The organism is Streptomyces gardneri (assembly GCF_006539185.1).
Taxonomy (GTDB): Bacteria; Actinomycetota; Actinomycetes; order Streptomycetales; family Streptomycetaceae; genus Streptomyces; species Streptomyces gardneri.
This window is the reverse complement of record NZ_BJMN01000059.1, coordinates 16,076-36,806: the sequence shown is the minus strand read 5'-3', so window position 1 is coordinate 36,806 and position 20,731 is coordinate 16,076. Positions and strand designations below refer to the sequence as shown.

General features: G+C 70.3%; 12 protein-coding genes. 2 read left to right on the top strand and 10 right to left on the bottom strand.

All coding sequences use genetic code 11. From position 1 onward, the window contains the following. Positions 1–115: 115 nt before the first annotated feature. Positions 116–1,330, bottom strand: a complete 1,215-nt coding sequence (locus SGA01_RS35375) for a hypothetical protein (RefSeq protein WP_167534247.1) — start codon at positions 1,328–1,330, stop codon at positions 116–118. 98 nt (positions 1,331–1,428) lie between these two features. Here SGA01_RS35375 and SGA01_RS35370 point away from each other — a divergent pair, with 98 nt between their 5' ends. Then, positions 1,429–3,462, top strand: a complete 2,034-nt coding sequence (locus tag SGA01_RS35370; RefSeq protein ID WP_141301971.1) for a glycosyltransferase — start codon at positions 1,429–1,431, stop codon at positions 3,460–3,462. 118 nt (positions 3,463–3,580) lie between these two features. Here the strand turns inward: SGA01_RS35370 and SGA01_RS35365 are convergent, their stop codons facing one another. Continuing rightward, on the bottom strand, positions 3,581–7,195 hold the full coding sequence (locus tag SGA01_RS35365; protein WP_141301969.1) for a bifunctional glycosyltransferase/CDP-glycerol:glycerophosphate glycerophosphotransferase: 3,615 nt from the start codon (positions 7,193–7,195) through the stop codon (positions 3,581–3,583). Between the two features lie 384 nt (positions 7,196–7,579). Between SGA01_RS35365 and SGA01_RS35360 the strand changes: the two genes are divergently transcribed. Further along, positions 7,580–10,102: a bifunctional glycosyltransferase/CDP-glycerol:glycerophosphate glycerophosphotransferase gene (locus tag SGA01_RS35360; protein ID WP_503827364.1), complete on the top strand. Its 2,523-nt coding sequence runs from the start codon at positions 7,580–7,582 to the stop codon at positions 10,100–10,102. Between the two features lie 187 nt (positions 10,103–10,289). On the opposite strand, the gene SGA01_RS35355 is transcribed toward SGA01_RS35360, so the two are convergent. The 8 genes from SGA01_RS35355 to ndk form a co-directional block, all read right to left on the bottom strand. Next, positions 10,290–12,218, bottom strand: a complete 1,929-nt coding sequence (locus SGA01_RS35355; RefSeq protein ID WP_141301965.1) for a TIGR03960 family B12-binding radical SAM protein — start codon at positions 12,216–12,218, stop codon at positions 10,290–10,292. A 52-nt stretch (positions 12,219–12,270) separates the two neighbouring features. After that, entirely contained in the window at positions 12,271–13,818 is a 1,548-nt protein-coding gene (locus tag SGA01_RS35350; RefSeq protein ID WP_141301963.1) for a CYTH and CHAD domain-containing protein, read from the bottom strand. Positions 13,819–13,856: 38 nt separating this feature from the next. Next, entirely contained in the window at positions 13,857–15,053 is a 1,197-nt protein-coding gene (gene rodA, locus SGA01_RS35345; protein WP_141301960.1) for a rod shape-determining protein RodA, read from the bottom strand. 4 nt (positions 15,054–15,057) lie between these two features. Continuing rightward, positions 15,058–17,244: a penicillin-binding protein 2 gene (mrdA, locus tag SGA01_RS35340; protein WP_141301958.1), complete on the bottom strand. Its 2,187-nt coding sequence runs from the start codon at positions 17,242–17,244 to the stop codon at positions 15,058–15,060. A 19-nt stretch (positions 17,245–17,263) separates the two neighbouring features. Next, positions 17,264–17,932, bottom strand: coding sequence for a rod shape-determining protein MreD (gene mreD, locus SGA01_RS35335; RefSeq protein ID WP_141301956.1), 669 nt, complete (start codon positions 17,930–17,932; stop codon positions 17,264–17,266). Beyond that, positions 17,929–18,912, bottom strand: a complete 984-nt coding sequence (mreC, locus tag SGA01_RS35330; RefSeq protein WP_055643472.1) for a rod shape-determining protein MreC — start codon at positions 18,910–18,912, stop codon at positions 17,929–17,931. The genes mreD and mreC overlap by 4 nt, the downstream gene beginning before the upstream one ends. A gap of 93 nt (positions 18,913–19,005) precedes the next feature. Beyond that, a complete protein-coding gene (locus SGA01_RS35325) occupies positions 19,006–20,025 on the bottom strand; it encodes a rod shape-determining protein (RefSeq protein ID WP_055643471.1) in 1,020 nt (339 codons plus the stop codon). Positions 20,026–20,274: 249 nt separating this feature from the next. Beyond that, positions 20,275–20,688, bottom strand: coding sequence for a nucleoside-diphosphate kinase (gene ndk, locus SGA01_RS35320; RefSeq protein ID WP_141301954.1), 414 nt, complete (start codon positions 20,686–20,688; stop codon positions 20,275–20,277). Between the last annotated feature and the right edge of the window lie 43 nt (positions 20,689–20,731).

Below are 20,731 nucleotides of genomic sequence, written 5' to 3'. Positions count from 1 at the left end.
GGGCGGCGGGCCTTCGGGCTGTCGCTTGCCCAGTGGTTCTTCTCCTCGGTGCGGGGCGGGCGCGGGGGGCGCGCCGCCCTCAGGTGTACGGGGGTTCCCTCGGGGCCCGGCCGGCTCACCCCCGCTTGTGCAGGGAGATCTCGGCCTCGGCCACCATGCCGGGAACGGTCTGTCGTGGTGCAGCACCTCCCAGGTTACGCGCCTGACCCTGTGGAGCGTTCACAGGCTCGGGCCGCCGCTCCCCGCCGACCAGAGCGTGCCACGCGTCGCGGCGCGCCCGGCGCACGGTCTCCGCTGCCGAGGCGAGGGCTTCGCGGACCGCTCGGCCGGTCTCGACGGCGGCCTTCTTCGCGGGCCGCCACACGGCGTCGCGGACGAAGTGGCCGACCGGAGTGGCCACGCTCCGGTAGAACCAGCTCACGGGGCGGCCGAGCAGGTTCCACGCGAGCCACTTGAGGGCGCGGCCGACCGCCAGGGAGATGTACCCGGCGATGCGCCAGCAGACGGCGAGGGCGGCGGCGATCTCGCGGCCGATCACCGCGAGGACCCGTCCGACGGGGGTGAGCACCCAGCGGTACAGGAAGACGGCGGGGATGACGAGGAGGACCTTCCCGAGCCGCATCAGGCCGGCGGCGAGGCCCTTCAGGATCCACGTCAGGCCGGTGGCGAGCCCCTTGCCGATCCAGGCGAGGCCGTGGCCGAGCGGGGTGAGGACGTAGCGGTACGCCCCCGAGGCGAGCGGCACGACCACGTACCGCCACAGGGCGGTCCACGGCCACACCAGCACCGCCCACAGCGCGAGGCCGGCGCCGCGGCCGAGCGGTGCGATCAGCCGGGCGTACACCCAGGCCGTCGCACGGGCGAGGCCGTGTCCTATCGGTGTCAGGACGGCGCGGTACAGCCAGGCCGCCGGGGCGGCGACGAGGTGGACGGCGAGGGGTACGAGGACGTAGCGCCACAGGCCGAGCCAGGGCCAGTAGAAGACGGCCTTGACCAGCCACCATGTCGCCGTGGCGAGGGCTTCGGCCATTCGGGCGACGGCGCGGCCCACGGGTGCGAGCACGTGCTCGTGGAACCAGTCGTAGGCCCGGCCGAGCGGGCGCAGCAGCACGCGGCCCAGGAAGGCGCCGCACAGGGCGAGCGCGTCCCAGACGAGGCGCACGGGGACGACGACGACCAGCACCACGATCCGTACGGGGATCCTGATCGCCGCGGTCAGACAGCCTTCGGGCGCGGGGCCTGGGGCCGCTTTCTCCGGATACATGTCACGGGAGACGCAAAAGGTCCGCTCCCGGTTCAGCGCGGAAGCCGGATCCGGACTGTTCGGCACCGCCTCCTTGGGCGGCCCCGTAGCCTAGGTGCCGACGCCCGCTCCCCCACACACGTTGCGCATCCCCCCACCTAACCCAGGACACGTTGAGGCTCGGTATGAAAATATCCTTCCTGCTGGTTGACCGCTGTCACATCGGCGGCGTGGTCAGCGCCATCCACAACCTGGCGAAGGCGCTCGCGGATGACCACGAGGTCGAGCTCGTCTCCCTCCGCCGCAACCGCGACCAGGCGTACTTCCCGCTCGACCCCCGGGTGAAGACCCTGGCTCTCAGCGACATGCGGAAGCACTCCCACACGTACGACGGCGACGACCCGGCGATCGAGGTCTTCCCGCACATCTACCCGAACGAGCCCACGGACAAGAAGCCCTGGATCAGCCGGCTGGCCGAGAAGCGGCTGATGGAGTACCTGGCCACGACCGACGCCGACGTCGTGGTCAGCAACAACCCCAAGATCACCATCATGCTGGCCTACTCGGACCGCGACTTCCTCAAGGTCGCGATGGAGCACTCGCGGCCCGCGCGGTACGGCCCGCACATCCGGGACGCCCTCTTCCGGGACGCGTACCCGAAGATGGACGCGATCACCGCGCCGACGCCGGACGAGTGCCGGACCATCGCCGGGGTCGTCCCCGCCGTGAGCCACCTGCTCTCCCCGATGCCCAACTGCATCCCGGCCCACGAGGGCCAGATGTCCACCGGCGACAACAAGATCGTCGTCACCGCGGGCCTGCTCAAGACCCACAAGGGCTTCGGCGATCTGATCGAGGCCTTCTCCACCGTGGCGCCGCGCCACCCGGACTGGAGCCTGCGGATCTACGGCTCCGGCCCCGAGCGCGCCAACCTGCGCAAGAAGATCGACGAGACGGACAGCAACAACCAGATCTTCCTGATGGGCCCGGCCACCCCGGTCACCCCGGAGTTCGCCAAGGCGTCCGTGTTCGTCCTCCCCTCCCACCTGGAGGCCTTCGGCAACGTCACCGTCGAGGCGATGGCGGCCGGTCTGCCGGCGATCTGCTACGACGCCCCGCACGGCCCGCGCAACATCATCAAGCAGGGCGAGGACGGCTACGTCGTGCCGCTCGGCGACAAGCAGGCGCTCGCCGAGCACATCGAGAAGCTGATCTCCGACGAGGACCTGCGCCGGAAGATGGCCGCCGCCGCGGTGGCCAACGTGGTCCGCTTCCAGGAGGCCGAGACCGCCGCCCGCTTCGAGCAGCTCGTGGAGACCATGCGGGCCCGCCGGGCCATCCCCCGCTCGGCCGCCGCCGTGGTCACCCCGCAGGGCGACGTCCGGGTGCGGATCGACGGGCTGCCCGCCGGCAGCGACGCCGTGCTGGTCTGCAAGGACATCCGCAAGAAGGCCGACGAGGTCGTCGTCCCCTTCGTCGGCGACGAGGCGCTGGTCCCCGCGCTCGGTAAGCTCGTCGAGGGCGACTGGCAGCTGGAGATCCGCGCCGCAGGCTTCGACCTGCCGCTGCGGTCGGCCGGCTGCGACACCCTCCAGATCCTGTCGCTGAAGCTGCCCCGCACCGAGGGCCCCGCCCTGTCCGTGCTGCTGCCGCACGCCCACACCGACGGCACCCTGCGGGTGCAGAGCCGGGTGCGCGCCCAGCACGTCGAGGTCGCGGCCCTGCACGCCGGCGCCACCTCGATCGTCATCGACGCGGCGGCCTGGGGCGTCGAGCCCGGCAAGGACAGCGTGATCGAGGCCGTCCACCGCAAGGAGGCCGACAGGAACTTCACCTTCCCGGTGAAGCCCGGCACCGACGGACGCTTCACGGCCTCCCTGGACAACGCCGCCGCGGCCCGCCTCCACGAGGCCGGCGGCGAGGACGTCTGGGATCTCTGGCTGCTGCCGGACCAGGAGTCCGCCCGGATCCGCGTCTGCAAGCTGGCCACCGACGTGCTCGTCCCGATGGACGTCTTCCAGTTCCCGTACCCGGTGGTGACGCAGTCCGGCGCCCCGGTCGCGGCCGCCGTGGACACCAAGCCGAAGAGCGGCTGGCGCAACCGGCTGGCCGCCGTCCCCTCCGCCGCCGTCACGGCCGTCACCGGCAGCCGCCAGGAGCTGCGCCCGTACTTCGCCAGCAACGGCCAGCTCTCGCTGAAGATCATCGACAAGAAGTGACCGGCGAGCGGTAGCCGGGCCCCGGTCCGCACGACCGGGCCCGGCCCGAACGACGGAGCCCCGGCCCGCAGGGAGACCTGCGGACCGGGGCTCTTCCGTATGCCCGGGGGGGCACCGCCTACAGCGGCGCACCCTCCTCGGCGATCTTGAACATCAGGTCGGCGACCCGGCCGGCCGCGTGGCCGTCGTCGAGGTCGCAGAACTGGTGGTGGAACTCGTCGTACTTCTCCTGGTACTCGACCGCCACCTCGTCGATCTCCCGGATGGCCTGGATCAGGTCGTCCGAGGTCTCGACCAGCGGGCCCGGGGCGTCCTGCTCGAAGTCGAAGTAGAAGCCGCGCAGCCGGTCACGGTAGTGCTCGAGGTCGTACGTGAAGAACAGCATCGGCCTGCGCAGGTGCGCGTAGTCGAACATGACCGACGAGTAGTCCGTGATCATGATGTCGGCGGCCAGGTAGAGGTCCGCGATGTCCGGGTACTCGGAGACGTCGAAGACGAAGCCGTTACCGGCACCGGGGATGCTGTCCACGATGTTCGAGTGGCGCCGGACGAGGAAGACGTGGTCGTCCCCGAGGCGGCGGCGGGCGTCCTCCAGGTCGACACGGAGGTCGAACTTGAACTGGCCGCGGGCGTGGGAGAGGTCGTCGCGCCAGGTCGGCGCGTACAGCACGACCTTCTTGCCCTCGGGCAGTCCGAGGCGCGCCTTGACCTCCTTGGCCCGCTCGTCGCGGTCCTCGGCGTACAGGTAGTCGTTGCGCGGGTAGCCCGTCTCGGCGATCAGACCGTTGTAGCCCATGGCCCGCTTGAGGATGGGCGTGCTGAACCGGTTCGACGAGACGAGGATGTTCCAGTTCGCCGCCTCCTGGACCAGGCGCTCGTGGTAGTTCGGGTCGAACTTCGGCGCCTCGATGTCGAGGCCGATCTTCTTGAGCATCGTGCCGTGCCAGGCCTGCACGATCACCTGTCCCGGCCGCCGCTTGATCCAGTGCGGGAGGTGGGCGTTGGTGATGATGTAGCGCGAGCGCGCCAGCGCGTCGTACCAGTCGGCGCCCTGGAAGCGGACCGCTTCCAGGGTGTCCGGGAGCTCGACCTGGCCGTCGCGGACCAGCCAGCGGTGCTTCACGTCCGCGCCGCGGCGCAGCAGTTCCTCGTGGACGGCGCGCGGGCTGTCCGAGAACTGCTTGCCGTTGTAGCTGATGTACAGGACCTCGTCGCGCAGCGGCAGCTCGCGGCCGCGCTCGTAGACCTCGGTGCGCAGCTGGTACTGGCGGTTGGCGCCGCGCTCCATGTCGTTGAGGTCGGGCAGGCAGTTGAGCTGCGGGTGGTCCTGCCAGTGGACCTCCATGCGGTAGTCGCGGCCGCTGTGCGAGCCCTCCAGCGGGAACTGGGTCACGGCGAGGCGGTCGACGACGAGCGGCAGGGACTGCTCCTGCTCCTCGTCGGAGGTCTCCAGGCGGAGCACCCAGCGGCCGGCCTTGAGCGGCAGCCTGCTGTTGGTGCCCGTCATGGTGGCGGGGCGGAAGGAGGCCTCGAAGGAGCCGTCCGGCAGGACGTTGAGCGGGACCTTCCGCTCGTCGAAGCGGCCCTTGGCGCTGATGACCAGGTGGTGGTCCGACAGCTCCACGGGAGCGGCGCCGCGGATGAGGAACGTGCCGTCGGCGAAGGCGATGCCGGTGATCCTGGCGCGCAGCGGGCGGCCGGAGAACTTCAGGTAGCCGTTGGCTCCGGAGAGGACGGCCACCTCGTTCTGCATGGCCTCCTCGCCGAACTCGGCGGGCAGCCGGACCTGGAGGTCGGCCACGCCGTCCTGGACGACGACCTTGACGGAGCGCTGCTTCTGGCCGGGCTCCGTCACCCGGATCTGGCTGCTCCAGTTGCGGCGCATCGTCTTCGCGGCGTCGGAACCGCCGCCGGACGCGGCCTCGGCGCTGTCCTGGTGCTCGGGCAGCAGGGCTATGTCGCGCAGCGGGACGTTGATCTGCAGCCGGGTGTGCCCGCCGCTGACGCCGAGGACCTCGGCCGGGTAGGTGAGCACCTCGCCGCTGTTCTGGTTGGCGACCCGGAGGATGATCTCGGTGCCCATCGCGAAGGTCTCGCGGAAGACGGCCTCGACGACGATCTCGTCGCCGGCGGGCTTGAAGCCGGTGACGACGACCGGCACCTTCTCGATGCGCAGCTTGAGCGCGGCGCGCCGGATCTCCGGGACCATGCGGAAGTCGTCGTCGAGCCACTGGTACGGCGGGTAGGTCAGCCGGTCCGTGCCGTACGAGTGCACGGAGCGGGAGCGCACGAGGCCGCCGGACATGACGCGCATGCCCACGTGCCAGAGGCCCTCCTGCCACTTGCCGCCCTTGCGGAACCGGGCGGGGTCGATGACGGTCTCCCAGCCGGCCCAGTCGAAGCTGTGGCCGCGGCCCTTGTGGCCGGAGGCGGTGGTGGCCTTGGGGGCGAAGATGTTGCCCAGCGGGACGAGGACGCGGCGCTGGGTGCCGTCCTTCTTCAGCTGGAGCAGCTTGACGACGCTGCGCTTGCCCGTCTGGTCGACGCGGTCGATCCACGCGTGGCCGGACAGCTTCAGCTTGCCGTCCTCCCAGGTCAGCTCGTCCAGCGGGGAGCGGAGCTGGAGGTCCTTGTCGACGCGCAGGAGCTTCTTGGGCACGAGGTCGCCGCGGTCTTCCAGCGCGGAGTAGCGCGCGTACTTGCGGACGACGCCGTCGAGGCCGACCGGCTCGCCGAGGCGCTCGGCCTCGATGAAGTCGACCAGTTCGTTCGCGGCGTGCTTGCGGACCAGCAGCCACTTGACGCGGAGCGCCGTGGGCAGCGTGTTGATCAGCTTGACGTCGATCTGGTCGAGGAACTTGTTCGCCACGCGCATGAACTCCGCGCGGTACTCCTCGTCACCGTCGGGCATCACGTTGAGGAAGATGCGCAGGTCGCCGGTGAGGACCGTCTTGTCGTACGCGAGCTTCAGCGCTTCGGCGGCGGGGTTGTTCTGCTCGGCCAGGAAGCGGCTGACGTGCTCGCAGCCGGTGGCGCGGTCGCGGGCCGCCTTGGGCTCGTTGCGGCGCTGGGTGATCGAGGGGTTGGCCTCGCCCTCGCGCAGGCGCCAGTAGTAGCAGGGCTCGCTGATGATGTCGACGGACTCGGCGAGGAACTGCGCCGGCACGATGACCGGGGTGTCCTCGTACAGCACGCCCTCGGGGAAGCGCAGTCCGTGCTGCTCCCAGAAGTCACGGCGGAACACCTTGTTGCAGGCGAGGCGGTCCGTCAGGAGGTTCTTGTTCTTCCGGACGTGCGTCTTCTTCACCGCGCCCCGGGACAGGAACCGGTGCATCGGGGACTGCCAGATCCTGGTGGAGTTGATGTGCTCCACGTTGCCCGTGGCGAAGGAGGAGCCGGTCTCGTCCAGGCTGCCGATCATGAGCCGGAAGGCGTCCGGCGGGATCATGTCGTCACTGTCGACGTACGTGACGAACTCGCTCTCCGGCGCGAGGCTGTCGAGTCCCGTGTTGCGGGCCGCACCCAGGCCGGCGTTCTCCTTGCGTATCAGCTTGAACCGGGCGTCCTGCTCCGCGAACTCCGCCGCGATGGCGTTGGAGTCGTCGGTGGACCCGTCGTCGATCATGAGAACTTCCAGGTCCTGGAAGGTCTGCACGGCCAAGGAGTTGAGGCAGGCTGGAAGGTACTCCGCCACGTTGTAGATCGGGACGATGACGCTGAGCCGGGGTGCCATGAAGTTCTGCGTTCCTTTCTGGTTCAGACCCGCTCGACGAGCTCGAGCGCCTGAGGGGTGACGGGGCGTGCTAGGGGTTTTCCAGCGGATTGTCGGGAGGCGTCTCCACCCTCCGAGAAAGACCCGCCGGGCGACGTGCTGGGCCGCACACCCGCCGTCGAACTGCAGTACTTGTCCCGGTACCCGGTCCGCAGCTTAGCTGCCGGCCGCCGGCCCACCCCGGAGAGAAGCGAACCTTGTCCCGCCCCGTGACGGGGGGAGTCGTGACCAGAGACACAGAAGAGCGCAGGACCGTTTCCGCGCGCCCCGGCATGCGGGAGCGCGCGTGACGTACGTGGACCACCAGGGCCACTCGGGACATTCTTCACCGGTCCATCTGCGTGCATGACGATGCGGCGGCCCCCGACCGCCGCAGCACTCCAGAATAGACGATCCGCAATTCCGGCGTTCTCCCCTCATTGGCCCCTTCCTCACCCGCAGGGAACGGCCCGTTCATCGCGCGCGCGAGCGCCTGCGGTTTCCGCGGTGCGGAAGGCCTCCGGCATACTGCGTTGGAGCGGTTCGACTGAGGAGACACAAGCCATGCCGGCTGCAGCTAACCCCCGATTCAGCGTGATCGTCCCGGTGTACGGGGTCGAGGGCTACATCCGCGAGTGCATCGAATCGGTGACTACGCAGAGTTACCCCGATTTCGAGATCATCGCGGTCGACGACTGCTCCCTCGACGGCAGTGGCGCCATCATCGACGAACTCGCCGCGCGCGACCCCCGCGTGCGCCCCGTCCACCGCGCCGAGAACGGCGGCATAGGCGCCGCCCGCAACACCGGCGTCGAGCACGCCCGCGGCGACTACCTGCTCTTCATCGACGGCGACGACTCGATCCGCCCCGGCTCCCTGCAGGCCATGGCCGACCGGCTCGCCGAGGCCGAGGACCCCGAGGTCCTGCTCTTCGACCACGTCCGCACCCACGTGGACGGCACCGTCGAGCCCAGCAACTCCGGCCCGTACCTGGCCGGCATCCGCGACCAGGTCATCCGCCCCGCCGACCGCCTCGAACTGCTGCGGATCTTCGCCGTGGTCTGGAACCGCGTCTACCGCCGGGACTTCTTCACCGGCGAGGGCTACGCCTTCACCGACGGCCTGTACGAGGACGCGCTCATGGTCTACACGTCCATGGCCGCGGCCCAGCGCGTCGCGGGCCTGGAGTACGTGGTCGTCGAGTACCGCCAGCGCCGCGTCGGCAGCTCGATGCGCAGCAGCACCCCGCGCAAGCACTTCGTGATCTTCGAGCAGTACCGCAGGGTCTTCGCGTACCTCGACGGCCTCGCCGGCCGCCCCGGCATCGACGAGTACCGCAGCACCGTCTTCACGCGGATGATCTCCCACTTCCTGTTCACCTTCGCCCGGGACTTCCGAATACCCAAGGGCCACCGTCGCGCGTACCTGAAGCAGGCCTCCAAGGTCTACCGCGACCTCGAACCGGCGGGCTACACGCCGCCGCCCGGCATCCTCGGCCTCAAGTTCAAGGTGCTGAAGAGCGGTTCGTACACCGGCTTCGAAGGCCTCAAGGCCGTCAACGGCACCCGCGAGGCGAGCATCCGCTCCCTCGGCCGGTCCAAGCGCTGGGGCGGCCGCAAGGCCCTGCGCGCCTACTACGCCGTGCAGCGCCGCCTCCCCGTGGACGACAACCTCGCCGTGTACTCGGCGTACTGGGGCCGCACCCCCGGCTGCAACCCGCTCGCCGTGCACGAGGCGGCCAAGCGGGTCGCGCCCGGCGTCCGCGGCGTGTGGGTCGTGAACCAGGAGTACGCCGGCAGCCTGCAGCCCGGGATCAAGCGGATCGCCCCGGCCACCTTCGGCTACTGGAAGGCGCTGGCCAGGGCCAAGTACCTGGTCAACAACGTCAACTTCCCGGACGCCGTGATCAAGCGCCCCGGTCAGATCCACCTGCAGACGCACCACGGCACCCCGCTCAAGCGGATGGGCCTCGACCAGCAGTTCTACCCGGCCGTCTCCCGCAGCATGGACTTCGAGAAGCTGCTGGAGCGCGTCGACCGCTGGGACTGGAGCGTCTCGTCGAACCAGCACTCCACCGAGAACTGGGAGCGGGTCTACCCGGCCGACTTCCGCACCCTGAACACCGGTTACCCCCGCAACGACGTCTACTACCGCGCCACCGCCGCGGACGTCCGCCGGATCCGCGCCGAGCTCGGCATCGCGCACGACAAGACGGCGATCCTGTACGCCCCCACCGTGCGCGACCACCAGAAGGACGCCTTCGTCTCCCGGCTGGACCTCGCCCGCTTCGCCCGCGAACTCGGCCCGGACTTCGTCCTGTTGGTCCGCGCCCACTACTTCTACGGCAGCGACCCGGAGCTGAACTCGCTCGCCGAGCGGGGCGCGCTCGTCGACGTGTCGCGGCACCCGTCCGTCGAGGAGCTCTGCCTGGCGGCGGACGCGCTGGTCACGGACTACTCGTCGATCATGTTCGACTACGCCAACCTCGACCGGCCGATCGTCACCTACGCCGACGACTGGGAGGCCTACCGGACCTGCCGCGGCGTCACCTTCGACCTGCTCTCCGGCGAGCCCGGCGAGTCCCCCGGCGTGCTCACGACCACCGAGGACGAGCTGATCGAGGCGTTCCGCAGCGGCGCCTGGGACGGCGAACACGCGGCCACGCTGCGCCAGGCCTTCCGGGAGCGGTTCTGCGCCTGGGACGACGGTTTCGCGGCCGAGCGGGTCGCCCGGCGGGTCTTCCTCGGCGAGGAGGCGCTCCGGCCGCCCGTCGTCCCCGTGGCCGAGCGCCGTCCGGCCCCGTCGCCGCGCGCGGCCGAGGGCCTCGGGGCGCCCCGCCCCCGGGCGGCGGACCAGGACGAGCTCACCGCGGCGGGCTCCGACCACTAGGCATCACGTGTGACGAGGAGGCGCCCGGAGCGTGATGCTCCGGGCGCCTCTTCGTATCCGGCCTCGGATCCGGCCTCGGATCCGGCCTCGGATCCGGCTTCGTCACCGGTGTGCGGGAACGGGCGAGGGCCCGGCCGCGGGAATCCGCGACCGGGCCCTCGCCCGTTCTTCCTGTGCCTGCCGCGTGCTACTTCACGACCGACAGCGGCAGCAGCTTCTTGCCCGTCGGGCCGACCTGGATCTCGGTCTGCATCGCGGGGCAGACACCGCAGTCGAAGCACGGCGTCCAGCGGCAGTCCTCGACCTCGGTCTCGTCGAGGGCGTCCTGCCAGTCCTCCCAGAGCCAGTCCTTGTCGAGACCGGAGTCCAGGTGGTCCCAGGGCAGGACCTCCTCGTAGGTGCGCTCGCGGGTCGTGTACCAGGCGACGTCCACGCCGAAGCCGGGCAGCGTCTTCTCGGCGCACGCCATCCAGCGGTCGTACGAGAAGTGCTCGCGCCAGCCGTCGAAGCGGCCGCCGTCCTCGTACACCGCGCGGATGACCGAGCCGATGCGGCGGTCGCCGCGCGACAGGAGGCCCTCGACGATGCCGGGCTTGCCGTCGTGGTAGCGGAAGCCGATCGAGCGGCCGTACTTCTTGTCGCCGCGGATCTTGTCGCGGAGCTTCGCGAGCCGCGCGTCCGTCTCTTCGGCCGACAGCTGCGGCGCCCACTGGAACGGCGTGTGCGGCTTCGGGACGAAACCGCCGATGGAGACGGTGCAGCGGATGTCGTTCTGGCCGGAGACCTGGCGGCCCTCGGCGATGACCTTGACGGCCATGTCGCCGATCTGGAGGACGTCCTCGTCGGTCTCCGTCGGCAGGCCGCACATGAAGTACAGCTTCACCTGGCGCCAGCCGTTGCCGTACGCGGTGGAGACGGTCCGGATCAGGTCCTCCTCCGAGACCATCTTGTTGATGACCTTGCGCATGCGCTCGGAGCCGCCCTCGGGGGCGAAGGTGAGGCCGGAACGGCGGCCGTTCCTCGTGAGCTCGTTGGCCAGGTCGACGTTGAAGGCGTCCACCCGGGTCGACGGGAGGGACAGACCGACCTTGTCCTCCGTGTACCGGTCGGCGAGGCCCTTCGCGATGTCACCGATCTCGGTGTGGTCGGCGGAGGACAGCGAGAGAAGGCCGACCTCCTCGAAGCCCGTCGCCTTGAGGCCCTTCTCGACCATCTCGCCGATGCCGGTGATGCTTCGCTCCCGCACGGGGCGCGTGATCATGCCGGCCTGGCAGAAACGGCAGCCGCGGGTGCAGCCGCGGAAGATCTCGACGGACATGCGCTCGTGGACGGTCTCCGCGAGCGGGACGAGGGGCTGCTTGGGGTACGGCCACTCGTCGAGGTCCATGACGGTGTGCTTGGAGACGCGCCACGGCACACCGGACCTGTTGGGCACGACACGGCCGATACGGCCGTCCGGCAGGTACTCGACGTCGTAGAACGCCGGGATGTAGACCGCGCCGGTCTTCGCGAGACGGAGGAGGACCTCCTCGCGGCCGCCCGGCCTGCCCTCGGCCTTCCAGGCGCGGATGATCTCGGTCATGTCGAGGACGGCCTGCTCGCCGTCGCCGATGATCGCCGCGTCGATGAAGTCCGCGATCGGCTCGGGGTTGAAGGCGGCGTGGCCGCCGGCGAGCACGATCGGGTGGTCGACGGTCCGGTCCTTCGACTCCAGCGGGATGCCGGCGAGGTCGAGGGCGGTCAGCATGTTCGTGTAGCCGAGCTCCGTGGAGAAGCTCAGGCCGAAGACGTCGAAGGCGCCGACGGGACGGTGGGAGTCGACCGTGAACTGCGGGACCTTGTGCTCGCGCATGAGCTCTTCGAGGTCCGGCCACACGCTGTACGTGCGCTCGGCGAGGACACGTTCGCGCTCGTTGAGCACCTCGTACAGGATCATGACGCCCTGGTTGGGCAGACCGACCTCGTACGCGTCCGGGTACATCAGCGCCCAGCGGACATCGGCGGACTCCCACGGCTTCACCGTGGAGTTCAGCTCTCCACCGACGTACTGAATCGGCTTCTGCACGTGCGGGAGCAGAGCTTCGAGCTGCGGGAAGACAGACTCGGCAGCAGACATCTCGAACCTTCGTGAGCTGGCAGGGGGGCGACTCTCAAGCGTACCCCGGTGCTCAGCGGGTCAGCGCCGCGCGGATTCCCGGGGCCGACGCCTTGGCCCAGGCACCGGGGAGCTCGCCTTCCACGGCGGCCGCCGCCGCCTCCTCGCGGCCGTGGAGAAGTCCCCAGGTGAAGGCGGATTCCCCGGCCGTCTGGGCCTGGTCCGCGAGCTCCCGCAGGGCCTCGCGGGCGACGACGCCGTCCTGGTGTTCGCCCAGGAGGGACTGGACGGACTTCACACGCTTGGCGAACTTCCGTGCGGGCTTCCCGAGGGTGGGGGTGGCGGCGTCGGCCGCGTACCGCGCGCGCTTGGCGGCCTTGCGGGCCTCGTGGAGGGCCACGTCGAGGTCCCGGCCGGGATCGAGGGCGAGGGCCCGGTCGACGCGGGCGGTGAGGCGGTCGTGGTCCTTGAGGACGGCGTGGGCGAGCACCGTGCGGGCGTCACGGGCGGCGGGTCCGCGCAGGGGCGGGTCGGCGAGCAGCTCGTCGAGGGTGTCGAGCAGGGCGAGGTAGCGGGGCGACTCCAGCGCGGCGAGGGCGCGGCGGCGACCGCTCCGGGCGCGGGCCGCGGACCAGCTCCGCAGCCGGCCGCGGACCGGGCCGAGGCGCAGGGTCCGGGGCAGCGCGTCGATCCGGCCGCGCAGCCGCTCGGTCAGCACCTCCTGGTCGCGGGCCACGCCGAGCTCGCCGGCCAGCCACTTCAGCTCCGCGCCGACCGGGTCGGTGACGTCCCTGTCGAGGACCTTCCGGTACGTCTTGAAGGCGCTGCGCATCCGGCGGCACGCGACCCGCAGCTGGTGCACGGCGTCGGGCAGGTCCCGCCGGACGGCCGGGTCGAGTGCGACGATCGCGTCGGCCTGCTCGCGTAGGTAGGCGAGGACGGCGTGACCGGCGGTGCCGGTGGCCGGGGCGGTGCCGGGGTCGGTGCGGGGGCCCGGGGCATGCGCTTCGGGCCCCGGGGCCGTCTCCGCCAGGGCCCTCGACAGTTTGGAGGGGGCGGACGAGGGGTGGATGCCGGCCTTGCGCAGGCGTTTCCCGATCGCGTCGAGGAGCGCCTCGTCGGCGCCTGCTGTGTCGTCGGCCAGTTCGACCTCGATCTCCGTCCAGCCGGCCTCCGCTCCCCCGGGCAGCCGTTCCGCGTGGACGGTGTCGACGGAGAGTTCGGCCAGGAGGGTGCCGTCGGCGGCCTGGAGGTGGCGGACGTCACGGGCGGAGCGGAGGCGTACGACGGGGACGACCTCGCCGCCCCGGACCCGGGAACGCAGAAGCCCCGCCAGCTCACCCGGGAGGGTGTCGGCCAGCGGGGCCCTGATCTCGTCGCGGATGCCGGAGGCGACGGGGAACTTGAGGTGCCAGCCCTCGTCGCTCCCGCCGGTGCGGCGCCGCAGGGTGACCCCGTCGGCGGCGAGCCGGAGGTCGGGGGTGTCGTAGTAGACCGCGTCGAGCTCCATGACGCCCCGGTCCGCGACCGCCGCGATCCCGGGGACCCGGGTGAGGTCCGGGACCCGGGTCCCGCTCGTGGCTTCGTACTTCCGCTCGATCTCGCGCTTCGTCTCCGCCATGAGACGAATCTAATACGCGCGGCCCCGCCCGGCGGGCCCTACGCCGTCATGGGGCGCTGCACCCTGATCGACTGCAGCAGCCCGATCGCCACCCACACGGCGAACATCGACGAGCCGCCGTACGAGACGAACGGCAGCGGCAGGCCCGCGACCGGCATGATGCCGAGCGTCATGCCGATGTTCTCGAAGGACTGGAAGGCGAACCAGGCGATGATGCCGGCGGCGACGACCGTGCCGTAGAGCTCGGTGGTCTCGCGGGCGATCCGGCAGGCCCGCCACAGGACGACGCCGAGGAGCAGCAGGATCAGACCCGCGCCGACGAAGCCCAGCTCCTCCCCCGCCACCGTGAAGACGAAGTCGGTCTGCTGCTCGGGCACGAACTGGCCGGTGGTCTGGGAGCCCTTGAAGAGTCCGGAGCCGAGGAGGCCGCCGGAGCCGATCGCGATGCGGGCCTGGTTGGTGTTGTAGCCGACGCCCGCGGGGTCGAGGTCGGGGTTGGCGAAGGCCGCGAAGCGGTTGATCTGGTACTCGTCCAGCATGCCGAGCGCCGTGACGAGGACCGCGCCGCCGATGCCCGCGCCGATCAGGCCGAGGACCCAGCGGTTGGAGGCGCCGGAGGCGAGCAGGACGCCGAGGACGATGACGGCCATGACCATGACCGAGCCGAGGTCGGGCATCAGCATGACGATGCCCATGGGGAGGGCGGCCAGCGTGAGGGCCTTGGCGACGGTGCGGTGGTCGGGGTGGAGCTGGTCGCCCGCATCGACCTTGGCGGCCAGCAGCATCGCCATGACCAGGATGATCGTGATCTTCACGAACTCGCTGGGCTGGAGCGAGAAGCCGCCGCCGACGACGATCCACGCGTGGGCGCCGTTGATGGTGGCGCCGAGCGGGGTGAGGACGGCGAGGATCAGCACGATCGAGAGCGTGTAGAGGATCGGGACCGCGCCGCGCAGGGTGCGGTGGCCGAGCCAGATCGTGCCGATCATCAGGGCGACCCCGATGCCGGTGTTGAGCGCGTGCCGGAAGAGGAAGTAGTACGGGTCGCCCTGGTTCAGCTCGGTGCGGTTCCGGGTCGCGGACCAGACGAGCAGCGACCCGATGAAGGAGAGCGCGAGCGCCGAGAGCAGTATCGGCCAGTCGAGGCGGCGGAGCAGCGAGTCGCGGGCGGTGAGCTTCGCGAGCGGCCCGCGCTCGGGCGCGTATCGGGAGACGGAGAAGCTACGTGTCGTCATCGGGTCAGTCCCTCAGGTGGGCGGGCGGGCCTGCGAGGGGCGGCGGGCCGCCGTCCTCGACGGGTGCGACCAGCTGGGACTTCGGGTCGTACGCCTTGATGTCGGGGGCGTCGATGGTGCCGTCGGCGTTGACCTTCGGCAGGGCCTTCTGCGGCTTGGGGAGCAGGGCCCGCTTGAGGTCCTGGTTGCCCGCGTCGTCGAGGCCGTAGAGGGCGTCGTAGATGTTGCGCACGGCGGGGCCGGAGGCTCCGGAGCCGGTGCCGCCCTGGGAGATCGTCATGATGATGGTGAAGTCGTCGGAGTAGGTCGCCAGCCACGACGTGGTCTGCTTGCCGTAGACCTGGGCGGTGCCGGTCTTGGCCCGCAGCGGGATCTTGTCCTGGGGCCAGCCGCCGAAGCGCCAGGCGGCGGTGCCGCCGGGCTCGACGACCGAGCGCAGTCCCTTGTCGAGGTCGCTGATGGTCTCGGCGCCGACGGGCAGCTTGCCGTGCGCCTTCGGCTTGATCTCCCGGACGCTCTTGCCGTCGGGGCTGATGACGGCCTTGCCGACGGTGGGGTCGAAGAGGGTGCCGCCGTTGCTGATGGCGGAGTAGGCGGTGGCCATCTGGATGGGGGTGACGAGGACGTCACCCTGGCCGATGGCGAAGTTGATGCTGTCGTAGGCCTTGAGCTGGTTGCCTTCGAGGCAGCTCTCGTAGGCGATCTGCTCGACGTAGGTGCCGCCCTTCTTGCCCTGCTTGCACCACGCGTCCTTGTTGGCCGCCCAGAAGTTCTGCTTCCACTGGCGGTCGGGGATGCGGCCCTTGACCTCGTTGGGCAGGTCGATGCCGGTCTCGGAGCCGAGTCCGAAGTCCCGGGCGGTCCGGTAGAACCAGTCGTTGGCGCCCTTCTTGGGCTTGATGCCGCCGTCCCGCTGCCACTCCTGGTGGCCCAGGGCGTAGAAGACGGTGTTGCAGGAGAACTTGAGGGCCTCGCCCAGGGTGATGGGGCCGTGTCCCTTGGACTCGAAGTTGGCGAAGCTGCGGTTGCCGAGGCTGTAGGAGCTGCTGCAGTTGTACTTGTCGTTGAAGTCGTGGCCGGCTCGGACGGCGGCGCTCGCCGACACCACCTTGAAGATGGAGCCCGCGGCGGCCTGGCCCTGGATGGCCCGGTTGAGCAGCGGGTAGTTGGAGTTCTTGCTGGTGAGCGCGGCGTAGTCCTTGGCGGAGATGCCGCCGACCCAGGCGTTCGGGTCGTAGTCGGGCTGGGAGGCCATCGCGACGATGCGGCCGGTCTTCGCCTCCATGACGACGACGGCGCCCGAGTCGGCCTCGTACTTGCGACTGGTGATCTTGTCGGTCTCGTTCCGGACGGCCTTCATGGCCTCGTTGAGCTCGTACTCGGCGACGGCCTGGACCCGGGCGTCGATGCTCGTGACGAGGGTCGAGCCGGCGACCCCGGGGTCGGACTCGGTCTGGCCCATGACCCGGCCGAGGTTGTCGACCTCGTACCGGGTGACACCCGCCTTGCCGCGCAGCTCCTTGTCGTACGTCCGCTCGATGCCGGAGCGGCCGACCTGGTCGGAGCGGAGGAACGGGGAGTCGCCGTCCTTGGCCTTCTCGATCTCGGTGTCGGTGACGGGCGAGAGGTAGCCGAGCACCTGGGCGGTGCGGGCCTTGCCGGGCGCGGGGTAGCGGCGCACGGCGGCGGGTTCGGCGGTGATGCCGGGGAAGTCCTCGGAGGCCTCGCGGATCGTCAGCGCCTGCTGGGTGGTGGCCTCGTCGGTCACGGGGATCGGCTGGTAGGGCGAACCGTTCCAGCAGGGCTTGGGGGTCTTGGAGTCGCAGAGGCGGATCTTGTTGATCACGTCCTCGGGCTTCATCTCCAGGACGCCGGCGAGCCGGGTGAGGACGTCCTTGCCCTTGTCCTTTATCTTCATCAGCTCGGTACGGGACGCCGAGACGACCAGGCGGGTCTCGTTGTCGGCGAGCGGGACGCCGCGGGCGTCCAGGATGGAGCCGCGGACGGCGGGCCGGACGACCTGCTGGACGTGGTTGTTCTTCGCCTCGTCCGTGTACTCCTTGCCGTTCCGGATCTGGAGGTACCAGAGGCGGCCTCCCAGGGTCAGGAGCAGCGAGAAGACGAGGATCTGGATGACGACGAGCCGGATCTGGACCCGCGGGGTCCGCCCCGTCTCGGGGATGTTGCTCATACTGCCGGGACCCCCTCGGTCACAGTCGCTTGACGCCCTTGATGCGGCCGGCCCGTGTGGCGCGGCTCCGGGCGGCCTTCACGCGCAGGCCGCCGCGCTGGTTGCCGATCCGCAGGCCGGTGCCGGAGGAGAGCCAGCCGGAGGCCACGTCGGCGCCGTTGCCCCCGCCGGCGTCGGCGAGCGGATCGTTCTCGGCGCGCCGGGCCAGGGCCATGATGAGCGGCACGGTGAAGGGCGCGAGGAGCAGGTCGTAGACCGCCGCGGTGAACAGCAGGAAGCCCAGGCCCACATGGCGGGCTGCGGTGTCGCCGACGAGCGCGCCGACGCCCGCGTAGAGGAGCGTCGAGCCGACGGCCGCGACGACGACGACGGCCATGGGGCCGGTCGCGGAGGTCAGCCGGCCGTTCTCGGGCTTGGCGAGGCCGACCAGGTAGCCGACGACGCAGAGCACGAGGGCGTAGCGGCCGGCGGCGTGGTCGGCGGGCGGGGCGAGGTCGGCGAGGAGCCCGGCGGTGAAGCCGATGAGGGAGCCGCTGACCGGGCCGTACACCAGGGCGAGGGCGATCACGGTGAGGAGGACCAGGTCGGGGACGGCGCCGGGGAGTTGCAGTCGGGCGAGGACGGAGACCTGGACGACGAGGGCGACCACGATCAGGGTCGCGGAGAGGAGGATGCGGTTGAACTTCACGGTGTCGCGTCCCCCTGGTCCTGGCCCTGCTGGTTCTCGTTCGGCTTCTGTCCGTCGGCGGCCTGCTGCCCGTCCGGTGGCGGTGGTGTGACCGTGACCGTGACGGTCGGGGCGGGCTTGGGCTTCTGCGGCAGGACCATGTCGCGCGGGTTGGAGCGGGGGGCCTGGACGACGACGCCGACGATGTCGAGCTTGGTGAAGCCGACGTACGGACGGACGTAGACGTTACGGGTCAGGCCGCCGCCCGCGGGGTCGACACGGACGATCTCGCCGACCGGGACGCCCGGCACGAAGGGCTTGTCGCCGCTGGAGCCGAAGGTGACGAGACGGTCGCCCTCCTTCACCTTGGCCTTGCCGTTGAGGAGCTGGACGAGCAGGGGGCCGTCGCCCTGGCCGGTGGCGAAGCCGAGTTCGTCGCTCTTCTCCATGCGCGTGCCGACGGTGAAGTCGGGGTCGTTGGCGAGGAGGACCGTGGAGGTGGACGGGCCGACGGTGGTGACGCGGCCGACGAGTCCGGCGCCGTTGAGCACGGTCATGTCCCGCTTGATGCCGTCGCGGGCACCGACGTCGACGGTGACCGTCCAGGAGAAGCCCTGGGCCGCTCCTATGGCGATGACCTGCGCGCCCTTGATGCCGTACTGCCCGGCGCCGGCCGTCTTGAGCATGGCGTCGAGCTCGCGCAGCCGGTTGCGGTTGCGGTCGTCGCTGCCGAGCTCGGCCTTCAGCTCGGCGTTCTCCTTCTCCAGGGCGGCGATCCGGGTGTGCCGCTCACCGGAGTCGCGTACCGCGCCTATGGCGTTCCCGATGGGGTCGACGGCCGCCGCCACACCGTTCTCGACGGGCCCGAAGACCGCGGCGGCGGCCTGTCGGGCACCGTCGACGGGTGACTCCTGGCCTCCGCGGATGTCCACCGTGATCAGTGCGAACGCGATGGCGATCAGCAGCACCAGGAGCAGCCGGCTCTCTCGTGTGTCCCTCACGTGCGGCGGCCGTGCCTTTCCTCGTGGTTCGTTGTTCGGCTGTACGTGTTCTCTTGTGGGTTCTGCTCGTGTGGTGCGGGTGCGGTACCGCGCCTAGCGGCGCGGCTGGGCGTCCAGCACCTGCTGGAGGGCCTCGAACTCCTCCACGCACTTGCCGGCGCCGAGCGCCACCGAGTCCAGCGGGTCCTCGGCGATGTGGATCGGCATGCCGGTCTCGCGGCGGAGCCGCTCGTCGAGGCCGCGCAGCAGGGCGCCTCCACCCGTGAGAACGATGCCGCGGTCCATGACGTCACCGGAGAGCTCCGGCGGGCACTTGTCGAGGGTCGTCTTCACGGCGTCGACGATCGAGTTGACCGGCTCCTCGATGGCCTTGCGGACCTCGGCGGCGGAGATGACGACCGTCTTGGGCAGGCCGGAGACGAGGTCGCGGCCGCGGATCTCGGTGTGCTCGTCCTTGTCGAGGTCGTAGGCCGAGCCGATGGTGATCTTGATCTGCTCGGCGGTCCGCTCACCGAGGAGGAGCGAGTACTCCTTCTTGATGTGCTGGATGATCGCGTTGTCCAGCTCGTCGCCGGCGACCCGGATCGACTGTGCCGTGACGATTCCGCCGAGCGAGATGACGGCGACCTCGGTGGTGCCGCCGCCGATGTCGACGACCATGTTGCCGGTGGCCTCGTGGACGGGGAGGCCCGAGCCGATGGCCGCCGCCATGGGCTCCTCGATGATGTGCACCTGGCGGGCACCGGCCTGCGTCGAGGCCTCGATGACGGCGCGGCGCTCCACGCCGGTGATGCCGGAGGGCACGCAGACGACGACCCGGGGGCGCGCGAGGTAGCGGCGCTTGTGGATCTTGAGGATGAAGTAACGGAGCATCCGCTCCGTGATCTCGAAGTCGGCGATCACGCCGTCCTTGAGCGGGCGGACGGCGACGATGTTGCCGGGCGTCCGGCCGATCATCTTCTTCGCCTCGGCACCGACCGCCAGGATGCCGCCGGTGTTGGTGTTGATCGCGACGACGGACGGCTCGTTCAGAACGATGCCTCGGCCCCTGACGTACACCAGCGTGTTGGCGGTCCCGAGGTCGACAGCCATGTCACGGCCGATGAACGACATTGAGTTCCCCTTGATTTCCCATGGCTGAGAGTGGTGCGGCGTGGAGTTTTCCATCGTAGTGCCGCCCGCGCGGATGCCGCGCGTTGGTCCACCTCAGTACTGGTGACGGCAGGACGCGGCGATCCGTTCCCGGGATTGGCGTTCATATGCCTGGGGGCGACCGAAATTCCTTCGGTCGCCCCACAGGGTTGTGCTGATCGGCTGACGCCGGGTCAGTACCGGATCAGCGCACAGGATCAGCTCACCGGATCAGACGAGACCCGGGAAGAAGATCTTCAGCTCGCGGAGCGCCGACTCCTCGGAGTCCGAGGCGTGGATCAGGTTCTCGCGGACGATGGTGCCGAAGTCGCCACGGATGGAGCCGGGCGCGGCGGCGATCGGGTCGGTCGGGCCGGCGAGCTGGCGGACGCCCTCGATGACCCGCTCGCCCTCGACGACGAGCGCGACGACGGGACCGGAGGACATGAAGCCCATCAGCGGCTCGTAGAAGGGCTTGCCCTTGTGCTCGCCGTAGTGCTGCTCCAGCGTGTCCTGGTCCAGCTCGCGCAGCTCCAGGGCCGCGAGGGTCCAGCCGGCCTTGCGCTCGATACGGCCGATGATCTCGCCGATCAGGCCACGGCGGACGGCGTCGGGCTTGAGCAGGACGAGCGTGCGCTGGCTCACGGGGGGACTCCTTCGGAAAAGCGGTGTGCGGGACCTCCGAGGC

Bases quoted from the DNA above. Each gene is read 5' to 3' on its own strand.
- SGA01_RS35370 (WP_141301971.1), top strand. From the start codon at position 1,429: ATGAAAATATCCTTCCTGCTGGTTGACCGCTGTCACATCGGCGGCGTG.
- SGA01_RS35355 (WP_141301965.1), bottom strand. From the start codon at position 12,218: ATGTCTGCTGCCGAGTCTGTCTTCCCGCAGCTCGAAGCTCTGCTCCCG.
- SGA01_RS35325 (WP_055643471.1), bottom strand. From the start codon at position 20,025: ATGTCGTTCATCGGCCGTGACATGGCTGTCGACCTCGGGACCGCCAAC.
- mrdA (WP_141301958.1), bottom strand. From the start codon at position 17,244: ATGAGCAACATCCCCGAGACGGGGCGGACCCCGCGGGTCCAGATCCGG.
- SGA01_RS35350 (WP_141301963.1), bottom strand. From the start codon at position 13,818: ATGGCGGAGACGAAGCGCGAGATCGAGCGGAAGTACGAAGCCACGAGC.
- rodA (WP_141301960.1), bottom strand. From the start codon at position 15,053: ATGACGACACGTAGCTTCTCCGTCTCCCGATACGCGCCCGAGCGCGGG.
- SGA01_RS35365 (WP_141301969.1), bottom strand. From the start codon at position 7,195: ATGGCACCCCGGCTCAGCGTCATCGTCCCGATCTACAACGTGGCGGAG.
- SGA01_RS35360 (WP_503827364.1), top strand. From the start codon at position 7,580: ATGACGATGCGGCGGCCCCCGACCGCCGCAGCACTCCAGAATAGACGA.